Source organism: Kitasatospora griseola, assembly GCF_014648555.1.
Classification (GTDB): domain Bacteria; phylum Actinomycetota; class Actinomycetes; order Streptomycetales; family Streptomycetaceae; genus Kitasatospora; species Kitasatospora griseola.
Map to the genome: position 1 here is coordinate 14,195 of NZ_BMRI01000032.1, position 23,043 is coordinate 37,237.

The 23,043-nt window shown below is 73.9% G+C and carries 20 protein-coding genes; 9 read left to right on the forward strand and 11 right to left on the reverse strand.

Annotation, left to right across the window (positions count from 1 at the left end; genetic code table 11):
• The 6 genes from IEZ12_RS29285 to IEZ12_RS29310 all read right to left on the reverse strand — a co-directional run.
• A partial coding sequence (locus IEZ12_RS29285; RefSeq protein ID WP_189276156.1) for an RICIN domain-containing protein occupies positions 1-1,432 on the reverse strand: 1,432 nt, incomplete at its 3' end.
• Positions 1,433-1,660: 228 nt separating this feature from the next.
• Positions 1,661-2,287, reverse strand: coding sequence for a winged helix-turn-helix domain-containing protein (locus IEZ12_RS29290; RefSeq protein WP_189276158.1), 627 nt, complete (start codon positions 2,285-2,287; stop codon positions 1,661-1,663).
• Positions 2,288-2,825: 538 nt separating this feature from the next.
• A complete protein-coding gene (locus tag IEZ12_RS29295; protein WP_189276160.1) occupies positions 2,826-3,434 on the reverse strand; it encodes a GTP-binding protein in 609 nt (202 codons plus the stop codon).
• Positions 3,415-3,924 (reverse strand): DUF742 domain-containing protein, encoded by a 510-nt coding sequence (locus IEZ12_RS29300; RefSeq protein WP_189276162.1) that lies wholly within the window; start codon positions 3,922-3,924, stop codon positions 3,415-3,417. The genes IEZ12_RS29295 and IEZ12_RS29300 overlap by 20 nt, the downstream gene beginning before the upstream one ends.
• Before the next feature lie 7 nt (positions 3,925-3,931).
• A complete protein-coding gene (locus IEZ12_RS29305) occupies positions 3,932-4,351 on the reverse strand; it encodes a roadblock/LC7 domain-containing protein (RefSeq protein ID WP_189276164.1) in 420 nt (139 codons plus the stop codon).
• Positions 4,348-7,002: a sensor histidine kinase gene (locus tag IEZ12_RS29310; protein WP_189276166.1), complete on the reverse strand. Its 2,655-nt coding sequence runs from the start codon at positions 7,000-7,002 to the stop codon at positions 4,348-4,350. Before IEZ12_RS29310 ends, IEZ12_RS29305 begins: the two co-directional genes overlap by 4 nt.
• A 373-nt stretch (positions 7,003-7,375) precedes the next feature.
• Between IEZ12_RS29310 and IEZ12_RS29315 the strand changes: the two genes are divergently transcribed.
• Together IEZ12_RS29315 and IEZ12_RS29320 are read left to right on the forward strand one after the other, a co-directional pair.
• On the forward strand, positions 7,376-9,199 hold the full coding sequence (locus IEZ12_RS29315; RefSeq protein ID WP_189276168.1) for an AMP-dependent synthetase/ligase: 1,824 nt from the start codon (positions 7,376-7,378) through the stop codon (positions 9,197-9,199).
• 208 nt (positions 9,200-9,407) lie between these two features.
• On the forward strand, positions 9,408-10,538 hold the full coding sequence (locus IEZ12_RS29320) for a polysaccharide deacetylase family protein (protein WP_189276170.1): 1,131 nt from the start codon (positions 9,408-9,410) through the stop codon (positions 10,536-10,538).
• Between the two features lie 136 nt (positions 10,539-10,674).
• Here the strand turns inward: IEZ12_RS29320 and IEZ12_RS29325 are convergent, their stop codons facing one another.
• Entirely contained in the window at positions 10,675-11,472 is a 798-nt protein-coding gene (locus IEZ12_RS29325) for an SGNH/GDSL hydrolase family protein (protein ID WP_100587879.1), read from the reverse strand.
• Positions 11,473-12,327: 855 nt separating this feature from the next.
• Between IEZ12_RS29325 and IEZ12_RS29330 the strand changes: the two genes are divergently transcribed.
• Positions 12,328-12,756, forward strand: a complete 429-nt coding sequence (locus IEZ12_RS29330; protein ID WP_189276172.1) for a lectin — start codon at positions 12,328-12,330, stop codon at positions 12,754-12,756.
• Positions 12,757-12,844: 88 nt separating this feature from the next.
• On the opposite strand, the gene IEZ12_RS29335 is transcribed toward IEZ12_RS29330, so the two are convergent.
• Together IEZ12_RS29335 and IEZ12_RS29340 are read right to left on the reverse strand one after the other, a co-directional pair.
• Positions 12,845-13,453, reverse strand: coding sequence for a TIGR03086 family metal-binding protein (locus IEZ12_RS29335; RefSeq protein ID WP_189276174.1), 609 nt, complete (start codon positions 13,451-13,453; stop codon positions 12,845-12,847).
• A 90-nt stretch (positions 13,454-13,543) separates the two neighbouring features.
• Positions 13,544-14,137, reverse strand: coding sequence for a hypothetical protein (locus IEZ12_RS29340; RefSeq protein WP_229848260.1), 594 nt, complete (start codon positions 14,135-14,137; stop codon positions 13,544-13,546).
• A 228-nt stretch (positions 14,138-14,365) separates the two neighbouring features.
• Between IEZ12_RS29340 and IEZ12_RS29345 the strand changes: the two genes are divergently transcribed.
• Both IEZ12_RS29345 and IEZ12_RS29350 read left to right on the forward strand, forming a co-directional pair.
• Positions 14,366-15,538, forward strand: coding sequence for an exonuclease SbcCD subunit D (locus tag IEZ12_RS29345; protein ID WP_189276177.1), 1,173 nt, complete (start codon positions 14,366-14,368; stop codon positions 15,536-15,538).
• Between the two features lie 22 nt (positions 15,539-15,560).
• Entirely contained in the window at positions 15,561-18,587 is a 3,027-nt protein-coding gene (locus IEZ12_RS29350) for an AAA family ATPase (protein WP_189276179.1), read from the forward strand.
• Between the two features lie 29 nt (positions 18,588-18,616).
• Here IEZ12_RS29350 and IEZ12_RS29355 read toward each other — a convergent pair whose 3' ends face one another.
• On the reverse strand, positions 18,617-19,444 hold the full coding sequence (locus tag IEZ12_RS29355; protein WP_189276180.1) for an alpha/beta fold hydrolase: 828 nt from the start codon (positions 19,442-19,444) through the stop codon (positions 18,617-18,619).
• Positions 19,445-19,466: 22 nt separating this feature from the next.
• Entirely contained in the window at positions 19,467-19,688 is a 222-nt protein-coding gene (locus IEZ12_RS29360; RefSeq protein ID WP_100587873.1) for a hypothetical protein, read from the reverse strand.
• A 129-nt stretch (positions 19,689-19,817) separates the two neighbouring features.
• On the opposite strand from IEZ12_RS29360, the gene IEZ12_RS29365 reads away from it, so the two are divergent.
• From IEZ12_RS29365 to pqqB, 4 genes are all read left to right on the forward strand, one after another.
• On the forward strand, positions 19,818-19,991 hold the full coding sequence (locus IEZ12_RS29365) for a hypothetical protein (RefSeq protein ID WP_189276182.1): 174 nt from the start codon (positions 19,818-19,820) through the stop codon (positions 19,989-19,991).
• Between the two features lie 9 nt (positions 19,992-20,000).
• Complete coding sequence (gene pqqC, locus IEZ12_RS29370) at positions 20,001-20,699, forward strand: pyrroloquinoline-quinone synthase PqqC (RefSeq protein WP_189276184.1); 699 nt, start codon at positions 20,001-20,003, stop codon at positions 20,697-20,699.
• A gap of 3 nt (positions 20,700-20,702) precedes the next feature.
• Positions 20,703-22,157 (forward strand): pyrroloquinoline quinone biosynthesis protein PqqE, encoded by a 1,455-nt coding sequence (gene pqqE / locus IEZ12_RS29375; protein WP_229848261.1) that lies wholly within the window; start codon positions 20,703-20,705, stop codon positions 22,155-22,157.
• Between the two features lie 19 nt (positions 22,158-22,176).
• A partial coding sequence (pqqB, locus tag IEZ12_RS29380; protein ID WP_189276186.1) for a pyrroloquinoline quinone biosynthesis protein PqqB occupies positions 22,177-23,043 on the forward strand: 867 nt, incomplete at its 3' end.

Consider the following 23,043-nt stretch of genomic DNA (forward strand, 5'->3'; position numbering starts at 1 on the left):
TACTCGGGCCCGCCACGTCGAGCACCTTGCCGCTGTACACGGACACCAGCCGGTAGTAGCCGTCGCCCACCGGCTCGATCCGCCACTTCTGGTTGTCGCCGTTGTTCCACTCCCACTGGTGGACGACCGCCCCGTTCGCCGCGCTCGGGCCCGCCACGTCGAGCACCTTGCCGCTGTACACGGACACCAGCCGGGCCAACGACGGGATGCCGGCGCCGGACGACGTCTCGCTGGAGGGGTACTGCGCGTGGTGGAACGCGTCGCCCTCGAACCTGAGTTGGGAGCCCACCACGGTGCCGTCGGCCCGCAGCGTCCGCAGGCCGTAGGAAGCCACCCAGAGGGCGCCGGCCGTGTTCTTGGGGGTGACCAGCCGGCGGGTGACGGTGCGCGAGCGGAACTCGGTGACCGAGGTCGAGGACTCGTAACCCAACTCGGCGGTCACGGTCGCACTCACGGTCGCACCGGTGCCGAAGATCTTGACGCCGACCTCGGCGCTCACCGAGACGCCGGTGTTCCGGCTGAAGGTCTCGCTGCTCGACTTCTCCACGCCGACGGTCACCGCGTCCTCGACGGTCTGGTCGGTGTCGGTGCGGTTGTCGTTGAACAGCAGCAGCGACCACCACACCCGCCGCTCGATCGTGTAGTAGGGCGAGTTCTCGATCCGCCACGCCAGCGACTTCGCGTCGTCGCGGACGGCGGTCAGCGGCACGCGCACGCTGTGGTCGGTCACCGCAGGCGTGGACTGCGCCGGCCGGGTGCGGCCGGTCAGCCTCGGGGGCTCCGGCGACAGCCCGGGCCGCTCGGTGGACAGGGGCAGGCACAGCGCGTTCAACTCGGGCGCGTGGGAAGGCTTTTCGTACCCGGCGAGCGCGACGAACGACTCGGGCGTGATCACGGCCTTGGTGGCGCCCGGCGTCTCGTCGACGAACTGCTCGGGTGCGCAGACCTTCCAGGCGCTGAAGTCGTACTTGCCGCCACCGCCCGAGTCGTTCCAGATCAGGTCACCCGCGGGTGCGGGCACCGTCAACGATTCCTTGACGCACCGCACCAGGTCCACCGGAGGCTTGTCGTGGCCGTAGACGAACACGTTCCCCAGCGCCCGGTAACCGGGCGGCGGGACCGGCCGCCAGCACGAGCCGTCCGTGCCACCGGTGCCGGCGTCGTTCCACACCCACTCGTAGTCCTTCGGGAGGGCCAGCGCGTCGCCTTCCACTCCGGCCGCGTCGCGCACGCACAGCGCCGCGACCTTCCCGTTCGGATCGGTGAGGCCGGGGAAGCCGAGGCTGCCCAGCACGTGGAAGCCCTCCGGCGGCACCGGATGGTAGAAGGAGCAGCTCAGCTTCGTCCGCTTGCCCCGGCTGTCCAGGCCCAGCCTGAACTCCGTGGTGTAGGCGATCTCCAGGTCTCCGAACCGCACGGCTGACGTTGGCATGGCGAGCAGCACTCCTCTTCAACGGGGGCGGAACTCCCGATCGGGCCCGGCCCGAACACCTCCGGACATCACTCGCACGGGCCAACGAGCAGAGGCGCTCCCGGACACGGCCGCACACCTCACCCGGCACGGAAAGAGCGGCGGCCCGCACCGTTCGGTGCGGGCCGCCGCCCGTGTGCCGCACGACCGCCCCGGCGACGCGGCTCGCCGGGCCGGTCGTACGGAGTCTCAGGCCACCGGCGCGTACTTGTAGCCGACCCGGCGGACCGTGACGATGGTGTCGCGGTAGGCGGCGCCGAGCTTGCGGCGCAGCCGGGCGACGTGCACGTCGACGGTGCGGCCGTCGCCGACGTGGCCGTAACCCCAGACGGTGTGCACGAGTTGGTCGCGGGTGTGGACCCGGTGGGGGTGCTCGGTGAGGTGCGCGAGCAGCTCGAACTCGAGGTAGGTGAGGTCGAGCAGCGAGCCGTCGACGTACGCGTTGCGGCGGTCGAGGTCGACGGAGATGCCGCTGTCGGCGGGGCGGGTGAACGGCCGGACCGGGACGGGTGCGGCGACGGGGGCCGGTGCGGGCGCGGGAGCGACCTTCTCGGCCGGGACCAGCACCAGGTAGCCGACCAGCGGCGCGTTCGCATGTGCGCCGAGCTGCGTCAACAGGCCCTGCGGGAGCACGGATTGGGGCAGTGCGGCGACCACGGCCGCGCCGTCCTGGAGGCCGGCGAGCAGGCTCTCGGGGGCGATCGCGGGCGCCGGCCTGGTGATCGGGGCGACTCGGCGGTGCTCGGTGTCGAGGGAGTGGTTCGGCAGGGTGCGGACCGCGCGCAGGTGCGGGGTCGCGGTGGCGGCGTAGGACATCGTGGGCTCTTTCGCGCGTGACGGTCGGTGGGTGGTCGTCGTCTGCGCTTCCGGCGCGCCATCGCTGACGGTGGGTCAGCGCGGCAGGCGGGAGGCGCGTGGTGCGCGCCGACAGGTCTGATCGAAATGGTGGGCCTGGCGCGAGGGCCAGAACGGGTCGAGAAGGGTGCGAGGGTGCACGGGCTGCTCTCCGGAGCACGGCGGGGATCGGCGGGGTACGCACGAAACCGCCACCACACCCGCGGGAACAGGATGGTGGCGGTGCCTCAGCGACAGCAGGCGCTGTAGATCAGACCCTGGTCGATGTATCGCCGGACGGTGAGCGCGGGAAGAGCCGCTATGCGAGCCGCATCGGCCATGGCGCTGCTCCTCCCCCGGCGTGTGTCATCGGGCCCGCGTCGAACGGCGGGCATGAGTACGAGACTTCCACGCGAAGTGCCCGGAAGGCAACCCACTGTACCGGCCGGTCCGCACAGCAAGACAGAAACTGCTCACCATGCGGACGACACTCCGCTGACCTGCGACAATGCCGCCGGTCTTACAATCGGATTCCGAGCCTCTCGGCGGCGTGCTCGACCAGCCGGACGAGCAGTTCCTTGCCGTCCTCGCGGCGGCGCGCGTCGCACAGCAGCACCGGCACCGTCGCGGGCAGGTCGAGCGCGGCCCGGACGTCCTCCGGTGCGTACACCTCGGTGCCCTCGAAGCAGTTGACGGCGACCACGAACGGGATGTCGCGCTGCTCGAAGTAGTCGACGGAGGGGAAGGAGTCGGCCAGGCGCCGGGTGTCGGCCAGCACGACCGCGCCGAGCGTGCCGCGGGCGAGCTCGTCCCAGACGAACCAGAAGCGGTCCTGGCCGGGGGTGCCGAACAGGTAGAGGGCGAGGCCGGGCCGGAGGTCGATCCGGCCGAAGTCCATCGCGACGGTGGTGGTGCGCTTGGCCTCGACGCCGGCGGTGTCGTCGATCGGGCGGCCGCGCTCGCTGAGCGTCTCCTCGGTGCGCAGCGGCCGGATCTCGCTGACGGCGCCGACCAGGGTGGTCTTGCCCGCGCCGAAGCCGCCGGCCACGAGGATCTTGACCGCGTTGGCGCCCCAGGGCGCGCTGCGGGTGGTGGAGGTCGACGGGGCGTCAGAGTGCACGGAGGCCATTGATCACGTCTCGCAGCAGGCGCTCGTCCGGTTGCTGGGCGAGCTGGAAGGGTCGGGTGACGCTGATCAGGTCGGCGTCGTGGAGGTCGCCGAGCAGCACCCGCACCACGCTCACCGGCAGGTCGGTGAAGGAGCCCAACTCGGCCACGCTGAGGGGTTCTTCGCGGCAGAGCTGGATGATCGCGTGGTGCTCGGGGCCGAGCGGCAGATCGGTGGGGGCGCCGCCGGGCGCGAGGGCCTGCCCGGCGGCGGTGACCAGCGAGATCAGGTCGAACAGGCCGTCGTCGACCGGCCGGGCGCGTCCTCCGGTCATCGAGAACAGCCGGACCATCGGACCGGCGTCGTCGTCGAACCAGCGGTCGTCCACGGGCGTGCGGGGCGCGAACAGGTCGACCGACGGTTCGTCGGCCGACGTCTCGTCCGCGATCTCACCGCTGGGGCCGCCCGGGGCGGCGCCCTCGGTCGGCTCGGTCGGCTCGGGTTCGCTCATCGGTCGGTCATCTCCCGGGCGGAGTGGTCTCGGTCCTCGGCTCGGCGGCCAGGTGCTCGCCGACGCGCTTCACCAACAGTGCCATCTCGTAGGCGATTTGGCCCACATCGGATTCGGCGTCGCTGAGCACGGCCAGGCAGCTGCCGTCGCCGGCGGCGGTGATGAACAGGAAGGCCTCGTCCAGCTCGACCATGGTCTGGCGGACGCCGCCGACCCGGAAGTGCCGGCCGGCGCCCTTGGCCAGGCTGTGGAAGCCCGCGGCGACGGCGGCCAGGTGCTCGGCGTCCTCCCGGCCGAGGCCGCTGGAGACGCCGGTGGCGAGGCCGTCGCTGGAGAGGATCACCGCGTGCCGAAGGGTCGCGACGCGGCCGACCAGGTCGTTGAGGAGCCAGTCGAGGCTCCCGGACGGCGGAGTTGTTGCGGTCATGATTCGGTTCCTTCTGCTGGTGCGGGCGGTGCGACCGGCGGCTGGTGCGCCGGGGGGACGGAACGGACGGGGGCGGCCGGCAGCGCGGGCGGCACCGGCGCGGAGGGCAGCGCGACCCGCAGCCGGGGCGGCCGGCCGGGCTGCGGCACGACCGGCACGGCGGGCCGGCCGGGAGCGCCCGGGCCGCCGCCGGGGGCGGCCGGGTCGGGCTCGGAGCGGACGACGGTCAGCGAGGCGGGCTGCAGCCGGTCGCCGCGGCCGCGGGCGAAGCCGCGCTGGAAGGAGGCGAAGGCGGAGCGGGCCTCCTCGGGGCTGCGCTCGCGGGGCGACTCGGGGCTCTCCTCCCCGGCGGCTTCCCGGAGTTGGGGCGCGAGGTTGGCCTGCCGGACCCGGCGCGGCAGCAGCCCGCCGGCCACCGGCGTCAGCGGCGCGCCCGGCGTCGCGGGGGCCGGTCCGTCGGCGGGCGGCAGCGCGGGCGCGGCGGCCGGCGCCGCGACGGCGGGCCCGACGTCCTCGGTCCGGCGGTGCCGCCCGGTCCCCGACGCGGCGTCGGACACCGCTTCCGGTCCGGGGGTTCGGCGTCGCGGCAGCCCGCCGGGCCTCGCGGACGGGTCGGGAGTGGACGGCCGCGGGCCGCCGAGCGCCTTGCCGGGGGCGGCGTGCGCCCGGCCGGGCCGGTCGGCGCCGGGGGCCCGGCGGTGGGCGGGTTCGTCGGTGGCGGGCCGGGCCCCCTCGGGGGCCATCTCGGCGCTGTCGGCGAGGAGTTCGCGCGGGATCAGCACCACGGCGGAGGTGCCGCCGTACGGGGAGGGCCGCAGGTGGACCCGGATGCCGTGCCGGCGGGCCAGCCGGGAGACCACGAACAGGCCCAGCCGGTCGGTGTCGGCGAGGTCGAACTCCTGCTCCACGGCGAGGCGCTGGTTGACCTCGGCGAGGTGCTGCTCGTTCAGGCCGAGGCCGCGGTCGTCGATCTCCAGGCAGAAGCCGTGCGCGACCACCTCGCCCTGGACGGTGACCTGGGTCTGCGGCGGGGAGAACACCGTGGCGTTCTCGACGAGTTCGGCGATCAGGTGGGTGACGTCGGCGACCGCGGAGCCGAGCAGCCCGGTGCCGGGGAACGGCCGGACGATGACCCGGGCGTAGTCCTCGACCTCGCCGACGGCGGCGCGCACCACGTCGACCATCCGGACCGGCTTGCGCCAGGCGCGGCCGGGCGAGCCGCCGGAGAGGATGATCAGGCCCTCGGCGTGCCGGCGCATGCGGGTGGTGAGGTGGTCGAGCCGGAACAGGTCCTCCAGCTCGCGCGGGTCCTCGGTGCGTCGCTCCATGGTGTCCAGCAGGGTGAGCTGACGGTGCAGCAGCACCTGGGAGCGGCGGGCCAGGTTGACGAAGACCGCGGAGACGCCGCGGCGCAGCTCGGCCTGTTCGACGGCGGCCTCGACGGCGACCCGCTGCACCTCGTTGAAGGCCCGGCCGACCTGGCCGACCTCTCCCGCGCCGAACTCGAGCTGGGGGACTTCGGCGACCACGTCGACGGCCTCGCCGTGGCGCAGCCGGAGCATCACGGAGGGCAGTCGGGTGGTGGACAGTTCGGCGGCGGCGTTGCGCAGGCCGACGAGTTCGCGCACCAGGCGGCGGCCGATGCGGTAGGACACCAGGATGGACAGCACCACCGCGATCAGGCCGACCAGGCCGGCGATGCCGCCGCGCAGCAGCGAGTTGACGGCGTAGGCGTGCGCCTGGTCGCCGATCTTGGCGGCCAGCCGGGTGTTGATGGCGTCCAGGTCCTCCAGCACCTTGTCGGCGTTGTCGCCCCAGGAGTCGACGGGGCCGCCGCGGACCTCCAGGGCCCGGTCGGCCGCGTCGTCGAAGCCGTGTTCGGCGGTGGTGAGGGTGCTCCAGGTGAGGCCGGAGCGCAGTTCGGTGTAGTCGGCGCGGTCCTGCGGGTCGAGTTCGGCGACGTAGACCCGGAACAGCGTCTGCTGGGCGTGCATGGCGTCCAGCGCGGCCTGCTGCTTGTGGCTGTCGCCGGCGGCGCCCGCGCTGCCGGCCCGCAGGGCGCGCATCGCGGCGGTCTCCTGGGCCAGGTAGTCGGTGGCCCGGGTGAGTTCGACCAGGATGGTGCCCTGGCGGGGCAGTTCGCCGCTCTCCTTGGCCACGAACGAGGACCGGAAGGCGAAGACCGGGCTGATCAGGTCGCTGTAGTCCTGCAGCGCGCCTTCCCAGTTGGTCCGCTGCTGGCCGATCTGGCTGCGGATGGCGGCGAGTTGGTCGGCGACCGCGATGATGTCCTGGATCCGGGCGCGCTGGTCGGTGTTGAGCCGGCCGGCGTCGCGGCTGGTGCTCTGGTAGCGCAGCAGCTGCAGGTCCCGGTCGGTGGCGGCCTGGGTCTTCAGGTAGGCGTCGCCGTAGTTCTTGTTGCCGGGGTCGGCGAGGCGCAGCACCGCGGCGGAGCGTTCCTGCCGCAGGTCGTAGGCGTACTGGTCGGCGGGGTTGCCGAAGGCCTCGTAGGTGGCGCTGAGGTCGAGCTGGGTCCACACGTCGCCGGTGGTGACCAGTGTGGAGTAGCCCCACAGGCAGCTGAGCGCCGCGATGGGCACCAGGAGCAGCGCGATGATCCTCGCGCGGATCGAGCTGCGGCGCAGGCGCATGGGGGGTCCTCTGGTGGTCCTCGGTCGGTGTTGGTCGCCGGGCACGAGCGGCCGGGGGCAGGGGGCGGCGGGGTGCGGCAGGGGGCGCTGGGGGGAATCGGTCGGGGGGCACGGAGGGGTACGAGAGCCGCGAGCCTACTACTTCCTGACCTTCCGTTCGTAGGGTGAATTTGCATCGTGATCGTGTGTTGTCCGGATCGTCCTTTAATTTCCTCACCGCGCCCCTCCAGTGCCCCGACCTGCGGCACTGTGCCCGGTGCGGGGTGTCGTCGGGTGGTGACTCTGGGCAGCACCGCGCCGATCGGGTAGCTTCGCCGGTACCGCCCGCCGGGTCGTGCGAGCCGGGGTGGGGATCGGCGGGAACGGGGGTACCGTGCGAGAGATCAGCAGCCCCGCGCTCGGCAGCTCGGCGGTGACCGGCGGGCTGGCCGACACGGTGTTCGACCGGGCCGAGCGCGAGCCGCGGCTGGTGCAGTTGTCCCGCTGGGCGGACGACGCCTGGCAGCCGGTGACGGCCGCACAGTTCCGCGACGAGGTGCTGGCCCTGGCCCGCGGTCTGCTCACCCGCGGGGTGCGCTACGGCGACCGGGTCGCGGTGATGTCCTCCACCCGCTACGAGTGGACGCTGTTCGACTACGCGCTCTGGTCGGTCGGCGCGATCCCGGTGCCGGTGTACCCGACCGCGGCGGCCGAGCAGGTGCGCTGGATCCTGGCCGAGACCTCGGCGGTGGCCTGCGTGGTCGAGGACGAGGACCAGGCGATGACGGTCGGCGCGGTCTGCGACGCGCTGCCCGAGCTGACCGGCATCTGGCAGCTGGACCGGGGCTGCATGCAGCAGCTGATGGCGGACGGGCAGGGGGTGCCGGACGCCCTGGTGCACCGTCAGCGGGTCGGCGTGACACCGGATTCACTGGCCAGCGTCATCTACACCTCCGGCACCACCGGCCGCCCGAAGGGCTGTCTGCTCACCCACGGCAGCTTCGCGGCGGTGGCGGACGCGGTGCTGGAGGGCTGGGCGGAGGTGTTCTCCGACACCGGCGGCGACCAGCCCGCCACCCTGCTGTTCCTGCCGCTGGCGCACGTGTACGGGCGGCTCACCCAGGTGGCGGCGGTGCGCGGCGGCATCCGGATCGGCCACCACGCCAAGCTGGCCGCGGACAGCCTGCTGCCGGCCCTGGCGTCGTTCCGGCCGACCTTCCTGCACGCGGTGCCGTACATCTTCGAGAAGATCCACCGCCGGGCCAGGGAGGCCGCCGAGGCGTCCGGCCGGCTGGAGACCTTCGTCCAGGCCGAGCAGGTGGCGATCGAGTGGGCGGCCGCCTGGGAGCGCCGGGCGCACCGCAAGGGCCCCGGCCCGTCCCCCGCGCTGCGACTGCGGCACGCCGCGTACGAGCGCCTGGTGTACCAGCGGCTGCGCGCCGTGCTCGGCGGCCGGGTCCGCTCGGTGATCTCCGGCGGGTCCATGCTGGGGCGGGAGTTGGCGCTGTTCTTCGCCGGCGCGGGCATGACGGTGTACGAGGGCTACGGCCTGACCGAGACGACCGCCGCCATCACCGCCAATCCCCCGGACCGGCCCAGGTTCGGCACCGTGGGCCGCCCGGTGCCCGGCGCGTCGGTGGCGATCGCCGAGGACGGCGAGGTGTGGGTGCGCGGCGCCGGCGTGTTCGCCGGCTACCTCAACCACCCGCGCTGCACCCAGGAGGTGCTGCACGGGGACTGGCTGGCCACCGGCGACCTCGGATCGCTGGACGAGGACGGCTACTTGACGCTGACCGGCCGCAAGAAGGAGGTGATCGTCACCTCCAGCGGCAAGAACCTGGCGCCCGCGATCCTGGAGGAGCGCGTCCGGGCCCATCCGCTGATCGCCCAGTGCCTGGTGGTGGGCGACAACCGGCCGTACCTGGGCGCGCTGATCACTCTCGACCCGGTGGCCCTGGGACACTGGCTCAAGGCCCGCGGCCGGCCCTGGTCGGACGTCCGGCAGGCCCTCACCGACCACGAGCTCCACCAGGAGGTGCAGCGGGCCGTGGCGGCCGCCAACACCACCGTCTCGCGCGCCGAGTCGATCCGGGCGTTCCGCCTGCTGCCGAACGAATTCACCCTGGAAGAGGGCCTGTTGACGCCTTCGCTGAAGATCCGCCGGGCCGCGGTGGCGGCGCGCTACGCGCAGGACATCGAGGAGCTGTACGCGGGCTGAACCGGAACCTGACGGTCCGTCACCGCCTCCGCGGGGCGGCGGCCTCGACGGGCGGTACGGCGGTTGACCGATCTCCGCCAGTCCCCCTTGACCGCCGGGATTGGTCCAGTCCATTGTGTGCACCTGGCCCGGTGCGGCAGGGCCGCGACCGACCCCCGCCCCCTCCGGGAGTCACGTCTTCCCTCCTCCCCCACACTGGAGTCGATCCGTGCTCAGTTCCGCACGCCGCCGTCTCGCGACGGCTGCCGCCGCCACCATGCTGGCCGCCCTCGCCACCGCCCCGGCCGCGCACGCCGACGCCCCGGTCGCCGCTGCCGACGCCCCCGCGGTCAACCTCGCCACCAACCCCGGCTTCGAGATCCCCACCCTGCCGCTCGCCGACTGGGGCTCGATCCCCGGCTGGCACTGCGCCGCGGGCGAGGGCGCCGTCACCACCGCGGCCCGCACCGGCGGCTCCGCACTGGCCGTCACCCCGGCCTCCGCCGACTCCACCGGCCAGTGCACCCAGACCCTCGCGGTGCGCCCCAACACCAGCTACACGTACCGGGCGTGGGTGCACGGCTCGTACGCGTTCATCGGCGCCACCGGCACCGGCCACGACGCCCCGCCGGCCTGGACGGCGGCCACCGGCAGCGGCTGGCAGCAGCTGTCCACCACCTTCACCACCGGCGCGGCCACCACCTCCGTCCAGCTGTACGTGCACGGCTGGTACGGCCAGGGCCCGATCGCGGTGGACGACGTCAGCGTCACCGGGGACACCCCCGCCCCCGCGTACGCCACCTGGAACGCGCCGACCTCCGACAAGGCGGTCTTCTTCACCATCGACGACGGCTGGTTCCGCACCCCCGAGGCCGCGCAGCTGATCGCCGACCGCAGGCTGCCGGTCACCGCGTTCCCGCTGCCCATGCCGGAGGGCTTCGAGCCGGACTACTTCAGCAAGGTCACCGCGGCGCCCGGCTCCTCCATCCAGGACCACACCGTCTCGCACCGCGACCTGACGACCCTCTCGCCCGCCGAGCAGCAGGCCGAGATCTGCGACGCCCGCGACGCGGTGGCCGCCCGCTACGGCACCACCCCGACGATCCTGCGGCCGCCGTACTTCACCTTCGACGCCACCACCCAGCAGGCCGCCGCGAACTGCGGCATCACGTACCTGCTGACCGCGACCGCCGACTTCACCTCCGGCGCCGCGAACGTCTACCACGGCGGTCCGCTGCAGCCCGGCGACGTGATCATCCTGCACTTCACCGACACCCTGGCGAGCGACCTGCAGCGCGCCCTGGACGCCGCCCGCGCGGCCGGTCTGACGCCGGCGGCGCTCACCGACTACCTGCGGTGACCGCCGCCCGCGCCGCTGAAATAAGCTGACGTATCGTCAGTCCGCAGCGGCTCACGAACACCGGTGTCCGGGCCCCTCCCATGGGCCCGGACACCGGCTCACCCGCCCGTCACGGACGTCTCGGTGAACTCCGGGGTCAGACGCCCGCGGAGAACGACGGCAGGTAGCCGTACGCCTGGCCCGAGGAGTTCGGGTGGTAGCTGTCGCTGATCGGCAGCGTGGTGCTGTTCAGCCACTGGGACGACGAGCCGCAGATCTCGTGGCCGGAGAAGATCGACCGGACGTCCTTGAAGGTGAAGCCGGCCGCCGCCACCTGCTTGGAGATCACCGTGTCCAGGGTGTCCGCCGCGCTGTTGATCGCGGTCCGCTTGGTGTCCGAGATACCGACCAGGCAGCTGCCCGGAACCTGGTACAGGTGCGGGTAACCCAGCACCACCACATGCGCGTTGGGCGCCTTGGCCTTGATCTGCGAGTACAGGCTGGAGAGCTTGCCCGGCAGCGTGTTGTTGGCATAGCTCTTCGCCGTGTTCACGGCGCTCAGACACGAGCTGTCGCTGCTCAGCACACAGGTCTGCATGGTCGACGCGAAGCCCGCGTCGTTGCCGCCGATGGTGATCGAGATCAGCGTGGTCGTCGAGCTCAGCGAGCTGAGCTGGTTGGCGACCACGTCGTTGGTCGTCGCACCCGAGCAGGCCACGAACTTGAACGAGGTCGGGGCGTGCGCGTTCTTCCACAGGTACGGGTAGGCGTTGGTGCTGCGGCTGCAGCTGCCGCTCTCGCTGGTGTAGCTGCCCGAGCCGACGCCGGCCGAGTACGAGTCGCCGAGCGCAACGTAGTTGACGCCGGCGGCGCTCGCCTGGGTGGCGGCGACAAGGGTGGTGACGGACAGGGCCGCCGCGGTGAGAGCGACGGTGATGGCACGGACTCTAGTCATGTTTCCTCCATGGGTGACGCAGGCCACACATTGGATACCAGCCAGTAGCCTCGCAGGGAAGCGGTCATGCCAAAGAATTTGACGAACTCTCATCCAACGGTCACTCGATTTTCGCTACGCGCGGAGACCCACCCCTGACCTGGGCTGCGGAAATCCCGCGAAGCACCGTCCGAACGTCCGATCGCCCGATTTTTCACCTGACGCACCGTCACCTCAGGCCTCATCTCCGAGCGCAATGGGGGCGTGACACAGTGTGCTCACGGCGCACTCCAGCCCCACCCGCCCCAAATGGGCAGTCGCGGCACCCCCCGGCGCGAGCCGCGCGCACCGCCGCCGCCCGAGCGCGCACCGAGCGCCGGATCGGGCGCCCGAACCGTCCCACCCTCCGGACATCGAGGACGAAATACCGGTCGGCGGTCGCCGATTTCCGATGCGCCCGAAGAATTCCGTGCCACGCCCGCCACTTCGCCGCGGACACCCGCCCGGTCGACGAGCAGCGCCGCTGCCCAGCGGCGGGCGAAGGCGGAATTCCCGACCCGGGCGGCCCGCATCCCCCACCCGGCCCCGACACCCGCCCGCCGATCGAACGCGAGGTCAACTCGGCCGTCGCAGCGTGCAGTTAAACCCACCTCAGCCGTGACTCGCACCACACGGCCGCCCCCGTCCGGCAGGGTTTCGCAAATTGCACGCAGTGCGGCGGCAAATTTCGGAAAAGGATATTAAACCCTCAACAATGTGAGGTGAATCACGACTGTCGGCCATCTTTCCGCCCGCCCCTGCGGCTAGCTTTGATCCGCGTTCGCCGCCGATGAATGCGGCGGGCATATCGGGCACATATCGAGCAAGGGGGCAATGATGAACAAGACCATTCGCGGTGCGGCCAAGGCCGCTGTCGCCGTCACCGCGGCCGCGGCGGCCGTCCTCGGCGCGACCGGGAGCGCGTCGGCGACCTCCAGCCAGGGCATCATCGCGGGCCAGAGCCTCAACGTCGGGGACTCGATCGTCAGCCCCAGCGGCGTCTACCAGCTGATCCTGCAGTCGGACGGCAACCTCGTCGAGTACCGCGGGTCCGGCAGCGGCCGCACGGCGTGCTGGGCGACCGGCACCAACGGGAGCGCCGCCCACCACGCCTCGTACCAGTCGGACGGCAACTTCGTGCTGTACACCCAGTACGGCACCGCGCTGTGGTCGTCGAACTCCGCGGGCACCGCGGCCATCAGCGTCGTCATCGCCAACGACGGCGTCGTCCTGGTGGGCCAGAAGCGGATCACCGGCACCTGCTGACCCGCACCGCCCCGCGCCCCGACCGCCGGGCCGGTGCCGCCCCACCCCCGTGGGGGCGACACCGGCCCGCCCGCGCCCCGAACCCCCGTCAGCCGGTGTGCCCCGGCGCGGACCAGTTCGGGTCGCGGCCGAGCAGCAGCAGGATCCGGTCCAGCACGCAGGCCCCGGCCGGCACGTCCAGCGCGGGCGCGAACGCGGCGCCCTCCCGCACGCGGGAAGCACCGGTCGGAACCGCTTCGGCGACCGTCAGTGCGGCCGCCAGCACGTCCGCGTCGAACTCGATCCCGACGCCGATCGAGGCGGCGACGTCCCAGCCGTGCACCACGTAGTCGACCAGGTGGAAGCCGACCGCCTGAACGGCCGGGAACCACTGCCCGCCGCGCACCTCCGGAAGCCAGAACTCCCGCTCCGGCACGCCCTCCGCGCCGAACGCCGCGACCACCGCGGCCGCCGACGCGGCGAACGCCTCGCCCGGATCGTCGCCGACCGGGCGGTCGCGCCACACCTCGCGCCCGTGCAGCTCGCCGCCGGCCGCGAACGCGAATCCGTGGTTCTGTCCCGTCATGTGCGCGAGCAACTGCCCGAGTGTCCAGTCCCCGCACGGCGTCGGGCGGTCGAGCCGGTCCGCGGCGACCCGGTCGACGACCGTCTGCGTGACCTTCAGGGCACGAGCATCGAACTCCTGAATATCCGTCATGCCGCGGATGCTACCCGCCGGATCCGCCAACTCGGTTGGCAGCAAGACCAGTTGACTCACCGCTCCGATTGCGCACCCCGGGCGGCGGGCTCAGCTCAACCAGCAGCCCCCGAGCGGCAGTTCCTCGATCGTCTCGTTCGCCGACGCCGGAACCCCCAGCACCGCGACCGCCGCCGCCACCGCCGCCCGGGCCTGCTGCAGTCCGGCCGCACCCCAGCCGAGGAGTTCGACGGCCAGGCCCGGGGCGACCAGCAGACGGCGGTAGTGGCGGCCGGAAGCCGGATCGGGGGCGGACGGGGCGACGCCGTGCAGCGCCGCGGCCATCCGCACCCGGGCGCACTCGTGGCCCCCGTTCGCCGAGCCGACCCGGTCGTACAGGTAACCGAGGTAGACCGGCGGCCCGATCAGCGCCTGGGCCTCCTCGGCCGCCTCGCGGGCCAGCGTCGCGCCCGGATCGCCCGCGTCCTCCGCCTCCAGCGAGCCGCCGGGGAGGCTGACCACGCCGTCCCGGGGGTTGACCAGCGTGAGCACCCGGCCGTCGGGGGCGAACAGCCAGCCCCAGGACTGCTTCACCGGGAGCCCCTCCGGCACCGCCAACCCGGCGTGCCAGGGCCAGCCGGCGTTCGGCCGGCGTCGGACCCGCCCGAGCAGTTCGGAGATCTCCGGGCTGTATTCGATGCCCATGCCACTCCCTCCGCACTCCGGGCGGCCGCCCTCGCCACCTGATGATCTTCCCCGAACACCCGACCGATGAACAGCCCCGGCCGCCACCCGGGTCAGCGCCCCACCTCTCCCGACCGTCCCTCCCGCCACTCCCGACCCGGCCTGTCACCCGCACCTGTGATACTCGGTACCGGCCGGACCACCATGAAAGCGACGAGGAGTGACAGACATGCTGCGGGGAGCTTCGGCGTGAGGCTGCTGCACACCTCGGACTGGCACCTGGGCCGTTCGTTCCACCGCGAGAACCTGCACGAGGCGCAGCGCGCGTTCCTCGACCACCTGGTGGCCACCGCCGTCGCCGAGCAGGTCGACGCCGTGCTGGTGGCCGGTGACGTGTACGACCGGGCGCTGCCCGGGCTGGAGGCCGTCGCGCTCTTCGACGACGTGCTGTGGCGGCTGGCCGAGCGGAACATTCCGACCGTCTTCATCAGCGGCAACCACGATTCGGCCCGCCGACTCGGGGTCGCGTCCCGGCTGATCGAGCGGGCGGGCATACACCTGCGCACCGATCCGGGCACGCTCGCCGAGCCGGTGCTGCTGGCCGACGGGCACGGGCCGGTCGCGGTGTACGGGCTGCCGTACCTGGAGCCGGCGCTGGTCCGGGACCGGCTGGGCCTGGCGAAGGGCGGCCACGAGCAGGTGCTGGCGGCGGCGATGGACGCCGTCCGGGCCGACCTCGCCGCGCGTCCGGCGGGCACCCGGGCCGTGGTGCTGGCGCACGCGTTCGTGACGGGCGGCGAGCAGAGCGACAGCGAGCGGGACATCGCGGTGGGCGGCGTGCAGTCGGTGCCGGCCGGGGTGTTCGACGGGGTGCACTACGTGGCCCTCGGGCACCTGCACGGCTGCCAGACCCTCGCCCCGCACCTGCGCTACTCGGGCTCGCCGCTCGCCTACTCGTTCTCGGAGACCACCCACCGCAAGTCGATGTGGCTGGTCGACCTGGACGCCGAGGGTGCCGTCGAGGCCACCCGGATCTTCTGCCCGCAGCCGCGTCGGCTGGCCCAGCTGCGCGGCCGCCTGGACGAGCTGCTCACCGCCGACGAGCACGAGTGGGCCGAGGGCGCCTGGGTGCAGGCCACGCTGACCGACCCGGTCCGGCCGGTCGACCCGATGGAGCGGCTACGGGTCCGCTTCCCGCACACCCTGCAGTTGCTGTTCGAACCCGAGGGCGGCGAGCAGGCCGCGTCCGGGTCGTACGCGCAGCGGGTCAGCGGGCGCAGCGACCGGGAGGTGGTGGAGGGCTTCGTCGCCCACGTCCGCCCGGGGCGGGAGTTGGACGACACCGAGCAGTCCTGGCTGCTGGAGGGCCTGGAGGCGGTGCGCCGCACGGCCGCCGACCGGGCCGAGGAGAACGGCCGATGAACCTCTCGAAGGGGAGCGCCCGATGAGGCTGCACCAGCTCACCGTCACCGCGTTCGGCCCGTTCGCGTCGACGGAGCGGATCGACTTCGACCGGCTCACCGCGTCCGGCCTGTTCCTGCTGCGCGGGGCGACCGGCGCGGGCAAGAGCAGCGTGCTGGACGCGGTCTGCTACGCGCTGTACGGCGAACTGCCGGGCTCGCGCAGGAGCAACGGCGTGCGCAGCGACCACGCCGACCAGGGGCGGCGCACCGAGGTGGTGCTGGAGGCGACACTGGGCGGGCGGCGGCTGGAGATCACCCGCAGCCCGGAGCAGCTGCGGCCGAAGAAGCGCGGTTCGGGTTTCACCGCGGACAAGGCGCAGACGCTGCTGCGCGAGTGGGCCGCGGACGCCGGCGAGGGAGCGCCGGGCTGGGTCGCGGTCAGTAAATCGCATCAGGAGGCCGGTGAGGAGCTGACCCGGCTGCTCGGCATGAGCCGGGACCAGTTCTGCCAGGTGGTGCTGCTGCCGCAGGGCGACTTCGCGCGGTTCCTGCGCGCGGACTCCAAGCAGCGCGCCGACCTGCTCGGCAAGCTGTTCGACACCGGCCGGTTCGACCAGTTGGAACGCTGGACGGCGGAGCGCCGGCTGCGCCAGGAGCACGAGGTGCAGGCCGGGCGGCAGAAGCTGCGCGACCTGGCGGCCCGGGCCGAGGAGGCCGCCGGTCCGCTCGCCGCGGACGCCGCCGCGCACCGGCCCGACGAGAACGCCTCCGCGGCGGACGTGCTGGCCTGGGCGGCGATGCTGCGCGGCACGGCCGCCGAACGTGTCACCGCGACGGCGCTCGCGCTGGAGAGCGCCGAGTCGGCCCGCACCCGGGCCCGCTCGCACCTGGACGCCCAGCGCACCCTGGCGGACCGTCAGCACCGCCACCGCTCCGCGCAGCAGGACCACCTCCGACTCACCGACGCCGACCGGGAGTCGGCCCCCGACCGGGCCCGCCTGCGCCTCGCGCTGGCCGCCGGGGCGCTGTCCCCGCTGCGCACCCTGCACCAGGGCGCGCTGGCCGCCCACGCCGCCGCCACCGCCGCCGAGTCGGCCCACCGCGCGACGCTCACCGCCCGGGCCGCCGCGCCGTGGGCCGTCCAGTTGCTCGGCGACCTCGAACCCACTGCTGCGGAACGCACGTTGCGCACCGAGGCGACCCGCCTCGCGGAGGCCCGCGCGGACGAGCAGCGCCACTCCCGACTACTGGTCGAGCGCGGCGAGTTGGCCGCCGAGCAGAAGCGGGCGGACGACCTGGCGGAGGAGTCGCAGGACTGGCTGTCCGGCTTCGACGACCAGCTGAAGCAGCTGACCGTCGACCTCGACGCGGCCCGCGACGCGCACGCGCTGCTCGCCCGACTCGACTCCCGGCACCAGGAGTTGACGGCCCGCCAGGACGCGGCCCGCCGCCACCGCTCGCTCCGGGCCGCACTGTCCGCCGCCGAGGCCCAGGTCCGCACCCTGACGGACGCCGCGCTGGACGCCCGGGCCCGCACCCTGGACCTCCAGGAGCGCCGACTGGCGGGCATGGCCGCCGAGTTGGCGGCCCAGCTGGCCGACGGCGAGCCCTGCCGGGTGTGCGGCTCGCCCGAGCACCCGGCCCCGGCCCGCCTGTCGGCCGACCAGGTCACGGCCGCCGACGAGCAGCGCGCCCGCGCCGCCCAGCACGCCGCGGAGGCCGAACTCGACGCCGCCAAGCACCGCTTGGGCACCCTCCAGGTGGACGCCGCGGCCGCCGAGACCGCCGCTGCCGGCCGCTCGGTCGCCGAACTCACCGCTGCCCTGGACGAGTTGACCGCCGAGCGGCGCGAGGCGCTGCACACCGCTGAGCGGCTGGTGCCGTTGGGCCAGCAGGTGGAGCGGCTGGAGCAGGAACGCCGGGCCCGCCACGAGCGACTGCGGCAGGCGGGCGAGCGCGGCGCCGTCCTCGCCGACCGGCTGGGCACCGTCGCGGCCGAACTCGACACGCTGGCCGGCCGGATCGCCGCCGCCCGGGGCGACGCCCCGTCGGTCGCGGCCCGCGCCGCCGCGGTGGACGCCCTCGCGGCCGCTGTCACGGCCGTCCTCGACGCGGCCCGCACCACCGCCGAGACCACCCACCGACTCGCCGAGGCCACCGACGCGTTGGAGCGCGCCGCCGCCGACGCGGGCTTCGCCGACCTGCCGGCGCTCGCCGCCGCCGAGCTCCCCGCCCACCGACGCGACGCATTGCAGCGGCAGTTCGAGCAGTTGGACGCCGCGCTGGAGCAGGCCGCCGCCCGCCTCGCCGACCCGGAGCTGCGCGCCGCCGCCGAACTCCCTTCGGCTGAACCGGAGTTCGCGCACGCCGCGGAGGAACACGCCACCGCTGTCCTGCGCGCCGCCGACACCGCGCACCGCACCGCCGACGACCGGGTGGCGGCGCTGGCCCGGATCACCCGCGACCTGACCGCCCTTGCCGACGCCTTCGCCCCCGTCCTCGACGCGTACGCCCGGATCAGCCGCCTGGCCGCGCTGCTCGCGGGCGCGCCCGCCGAGAACGCGCTGCGGATGCGCCTGGAGTCCTACGTGCTGGCCGCCCGCCTGGAGCAGGTCGCGGCCGCGGCCAGCCAGCGCCTGCTGAAGATGTCCGGCGGCCGCTACACCCTGGTCCACAGCGACGGCCTGGTCTCCGGCACCAAGCGCTCCGGCCTCTCCCTCCACGTCGTCGACGCCTGGACCGGCCGCGAGCGCGACACCGCGACCCTCTCCGGCGGCGAGTCCTTCTTCGCCTCGCTCGCCCTGGCCCTCGGCCTCGCCGACGTCGTGACGGACGAGGCCGGCGGCATGCCCCTGGACACCCTCTTCATCGACGAGGGCTTCGGCACCCTCGACGAGAACACCCTTGAGGAAGTCATGGACGTGCTCGACTCCCTCCGCGAACGCGACCGCGCCGTCGGCATCGTCAGCCACGTCGCCGACCTCCGCACCCGCATCCCCGCCCAACTCCTCGTCCGCAAGCACCGCCACGGCTCCACCGTCCACCACACCACCCGCGACGACGCCTGAGCCACTGCCCGGGCGCGCGGCCCCGGACCTCACCCGTGCCGACGGCCCGCCAGGAAGTCCGCGGCGAGGCGTCCCCAACTCCTGACGTCCGCAAGGGTGGTGGCGGTGTGCAGCCGGGCGTTCGGGAGGTGCTCGGCCAGGGTGCGGGCGGTGGCGAGGGGGTGGACGGGGTCGGTGGGCCAGGCCAGGATCAGGGTGGGGTGGGAGAGGTCGCGGAGACGGTCGGGGGCGGGGAGGTCGGCGTCGGCGGCGGCCCGCAGGACGGACGGGACGAGGTCCTCGACGGCGTCGAACTCGGTGGCGTACTGGGGGGCTTCGGCGAGGACGGCGGGCGGTCCGGAGAACTTCGCGGCGGCCCTGAGGGTGCCCGTCCCGCGCCGCTCCACCAGCGTCGCGGCGGCCCGCAGCCCGGCCCGGCGCGGCTCGCGGGCCGCCCAGGCGACGGCGGGGATGGCCAGCACCAGGCGGTCGAACCGTTCGGGCCGGGCGAGCACCGCCCACAGCACCGTCGCAGTGCCCATGGACGCGCCGAGCCCGGTGACGGGGGCGTCCGGCGAGAGGTGGTCGCAGAGCGCGAGCAGGTCGGCGGCGAGCGCGGGGTAGCTGTAGTCGGCAGGGACCGGCCGGCCCGTGGACCGGCCGTGACCGCGCGCGTCGTAGCGGGCCAGACGGTGGGTCGCGGTGAGCGGCGTCCAGTCGAACAGGCCGGCCCGCCGCTCGTGGGCCCGGCTGGAGAGCGAGCCGTGCGCGTGCACGGCGAGCGGGCCGGCGCTGCCGGTGGTCTCGAAGGCGAGCGTGGCGTCGGGGCGTTCCAGCCGGCCGGCGGCGGGCCCGGCGCTCGGCACAAAAACGGTCATTGACCGATTGTCTGATGGATCATCAGCCGGAGCACGCGCCACGCTGGGCCTGCTGCCAGGTGCAGACCGGGCAGAGCGTGGACCCGGGCGTCTCGGCCGGGTACTCGGTCTCCCCGCCGCACAGCACACACGCGGCGCGCTCGCCGGGCCCGCCCGGCCGCAGCCCGCGCCGGGCCTGCTCCGGGTCGGCCGACACCTCGCAGATCTGCTCGGCGCCCCTGGTCTCCGACTGCTGCTCCGCCATGCGTCCAGGGTACGTCCCCCCGTCGTCCGGGTCTCGGCCCCACCCTCGTCGGATTGCGCGGCGCAGGGTGCCGATCGATGGTGGAAACCGACCGTGTACATCCCATCGTGACCACCCCCGGGGTGCTGTATGACGAACCGACCGAACACCGCCGCCGCCTCGCCCCACCTGCCCACCGACCCGCCCCGCCCGGCGCCGTCCGAGCCGCCGCCCCGCCCGGACGTCCGGCAGGCCTGGTCGCCGCCGGACGCGCAGAGCATCGAGCTCGCGCACGAGGTCACGGCATATGCGGGCCGACGGTAGCGGCCGGCGATGACGGACCGGACAGCGCGTACCGTCCCGGAGTTCACCGCGGCCCTGCAGGCGCACTCCGAATGCTACTGGGACAACCATCCTTTCCACCTGCGACTGCACCAGGGCGGCCTGGGCGAGCCGGAGTTGCGGTCCTGGATCGCCAATCGCTGGTACTACCAGAAGTGGCTGCCCCAGAAGGACGCGGCGGTGATCGCCAACTGCCCCGTCCCGGAGGTCCGCCGCCGCTGGGTCAAGCGGCTCGCGGACCAGGACGGCACTGCGCCCGACCAGGGCGGGAACGTCGACTGGCTCGCCCTCGCCGAGGCCGCCGGGCTCAGCCGGGCGGAGGTGCTGGACGAGCGCCATGTCCTGCCCGGCGTGCGCTTCGCCACGGACGCCTACGTGAACTTCGCCCGCACCCGGCCGTGGATCGAGGCCGTCGCCGCCTCGCTCACCGAGCTGTTCTCGCCGGACCTGATGCGCGACCGGCTCACCGCCCTGCGCACCCACTACGGCTGGGTGGAGCCCGCCGGCCTCCGGTACTTCGAGCAGCGTCCGGCCGTGGCCGACGCCGACTCGGCCCACGCGCTGGGCCTGGTCACCGAGTACTGCACCAGCCGTGAGCAGCAGGACGCGGCCCTGGCCGCGCTCGCCTTCAAGTGCGACGTCCTCTGGTCGATGCTCGACGCCATCGAGCACGCGGCCGCGGCGGGCTGACGAGTGACCACGGACGAGGAGGGCCCCTGGCGCCTGCGCCGAGGCGTCCGGCTCGGCCACGACCAGGTGCGGTCCGTCCCGGTGCTGCTGCATCCGGAGGGCGTGCTGGTGCTCGGCGGGACGGCCGCCGCCGTGCTCGCGCGGTGCGACGGCGCCACCGGCACCACGGCGATCCTCGCCGAACTGGAGCGGCAGTACACCGGGGTGCGACCGGCCGAGGTGCGGTCCTTCCTCGCCTCGCTGGCCGAGCAGTGCCTGCTGGAGGCCGGCCCGACCGACCCGCCCCGGCCGCCGACCGTTCCCGAGACACCGGCCGTTCGTGAGACACCGGCCGTTCGCGAAACCCCCGAGGCCCGCGAGACCCCCGAGGCGCAGGACGGCGACCGGCCGGACCGGCCGTTCGGCCTGCTCGCCGAGCTGACCTACCGCTGCCCGCTGCGCTGCGCGTACTGCTCCAACCCGGTCGCGCTGGACGCGTACGCCGACGAGTTGAGCCCGGCCGAGTGGCGACGGGTGCTCACCGAGGCCCGGGCCCTGGGCGTGCTCCAGGTGCACCTGTCCGGTGGCGAGCCGCTGCTGCGGCGCGACCTGCCCGCACTGGTGGCGCACGCCCGTGGGCTGGGCCTGTACACCAACCTGATCACCGGCGGGCAGGCGCTCTCCCCGGCCCGGCTGGCCGGACTGGCCGCCGCGGGCCTCGACCACGTCCAGCTCAGCTTCCAGGACGCGACGGCCGCCCCGGCGGACGCGCTGGCCGGCCGGCCCGTGCACGCCCGCAAGCTCGCCGCCGCCCGCCTGGTCAGGGCCGCCGGCCTGGCCCTGACGGTCAACGTCGTGCTGCACCGGCGCAACATCGAACACGTCCCCGCCCTGATCGACCTGGCGGCGGAGCTCGGCGCGGACCGCCTCGAACTGGCGAACACCCAGTACTACGGCTGGGCGCTGCGCAACCGCGCGGCGCTGCTGCCGACCCGGGCCCAACTGGCGGCGGCCGAGGCCGCGGTGACGGCCGCCCGCGAGCGCCTGGCCGGCGTCCTGCAGATCGTCTACGTCGTCTCGGACTACCACGAGACCTGGCCCAAGCCCTGCATGAACGGCTGGGCCAGCCGCCAGCTGACCGTCGCGCCGAACGGTGACGTGCTGCCCTGCCCCGCCGCCGCGCAGATCCCGGGGCTCGGCGTGACGGGCGTGCGCGACCGCCCGCTGGCGGACATCTGGTTCGACTCCCCCGCGTTCACCCGCTTCCGCGGCACGGACTGGATGCCCGAGCCCTGCCGCAGCTGCGAGCGCAAGGAGCTCGACCACGGCGGTTGCCGCTGCCAGGCCTTCCAGCTCACCGGTGACCCGGCCGCCACCGACCCGGTCTGCCGGCTCTCGCCGCACCACGCGCTGGTCACCCGGCTGGTCCGGGACGGCGAGCCCGCCCCGACCGTGCCTCTGGTGCCTCGCGGGGCCTGAGCCGAGAGAGAGGGAAGCCATGCGGCTGCGGGTACTCGGCACTGCCGCCGGCGGCGGCCTGCCGCAGTGGAACTGCGCCTGCCCGACCTGCGCAAAGGCCCGCGCGGCCGGCCCGGGCGCCTGGCGGACCCAGGAGTGCCTCGCCGTCGGCGCCTCGGACGACGCCTGGTACCTGGTGAACGCCTCGCCCGATCTCCGCGTCCAGTTGCTCGCCGCACCCGGCCTGACCCCGCCGAACGGCACCCGCAGCACACCGCTGCGCGGGGTCCTGCTGACCGACGGCGAACTCGACCACACCACCGGCCTGCTGGCCCTGCGCGAGGGCGCCGAACTGGACGTCCACGCCCCGCCGCCGGTCTGGCGCAGCCTCGGGGAGGTCCTCCCGCTGCGCGGCCTGCTGGCCTGCTACGGCGCCTCCCGCTGGCACCCGCTCGACCGGCCGCTCCGGCTCGACGGCGGGCTGACGGTCGACGCCTTCCCGGTGAGCGACAAGCGCCCCCGCTACGCCGCCCACTTCGACGCGCCCGGCCCCTGGACCGTCGCCTACCGCCTCACCGACACTCGGACCGGAGCCTGTGCGGTCTACGCACCCTCGCTCGCCGACTGGCCGGACGGATTCGACGCGTTCCTGGCCGGCGCCGACTGCCTGCTCCTGGACGGCACGTTCTGGAGCGACGAGGAGCTGCGCCACGTGGCCGGCGAGCGCCGCACCGCCCGCGCCTTCGGCCACCTGCCGATCTCCGGGCCGGACGGCACCCTGCGGCGGCTGCGCTCGCACCCGGGCACCCGGCGCCTCTACACGCACCTCAACAACACCAACCCGCTGACCGACCCGGACTCGGACCGGCACAAGGAACTCGCGGCCGAGGGCGTGGAGGTCGCCGGC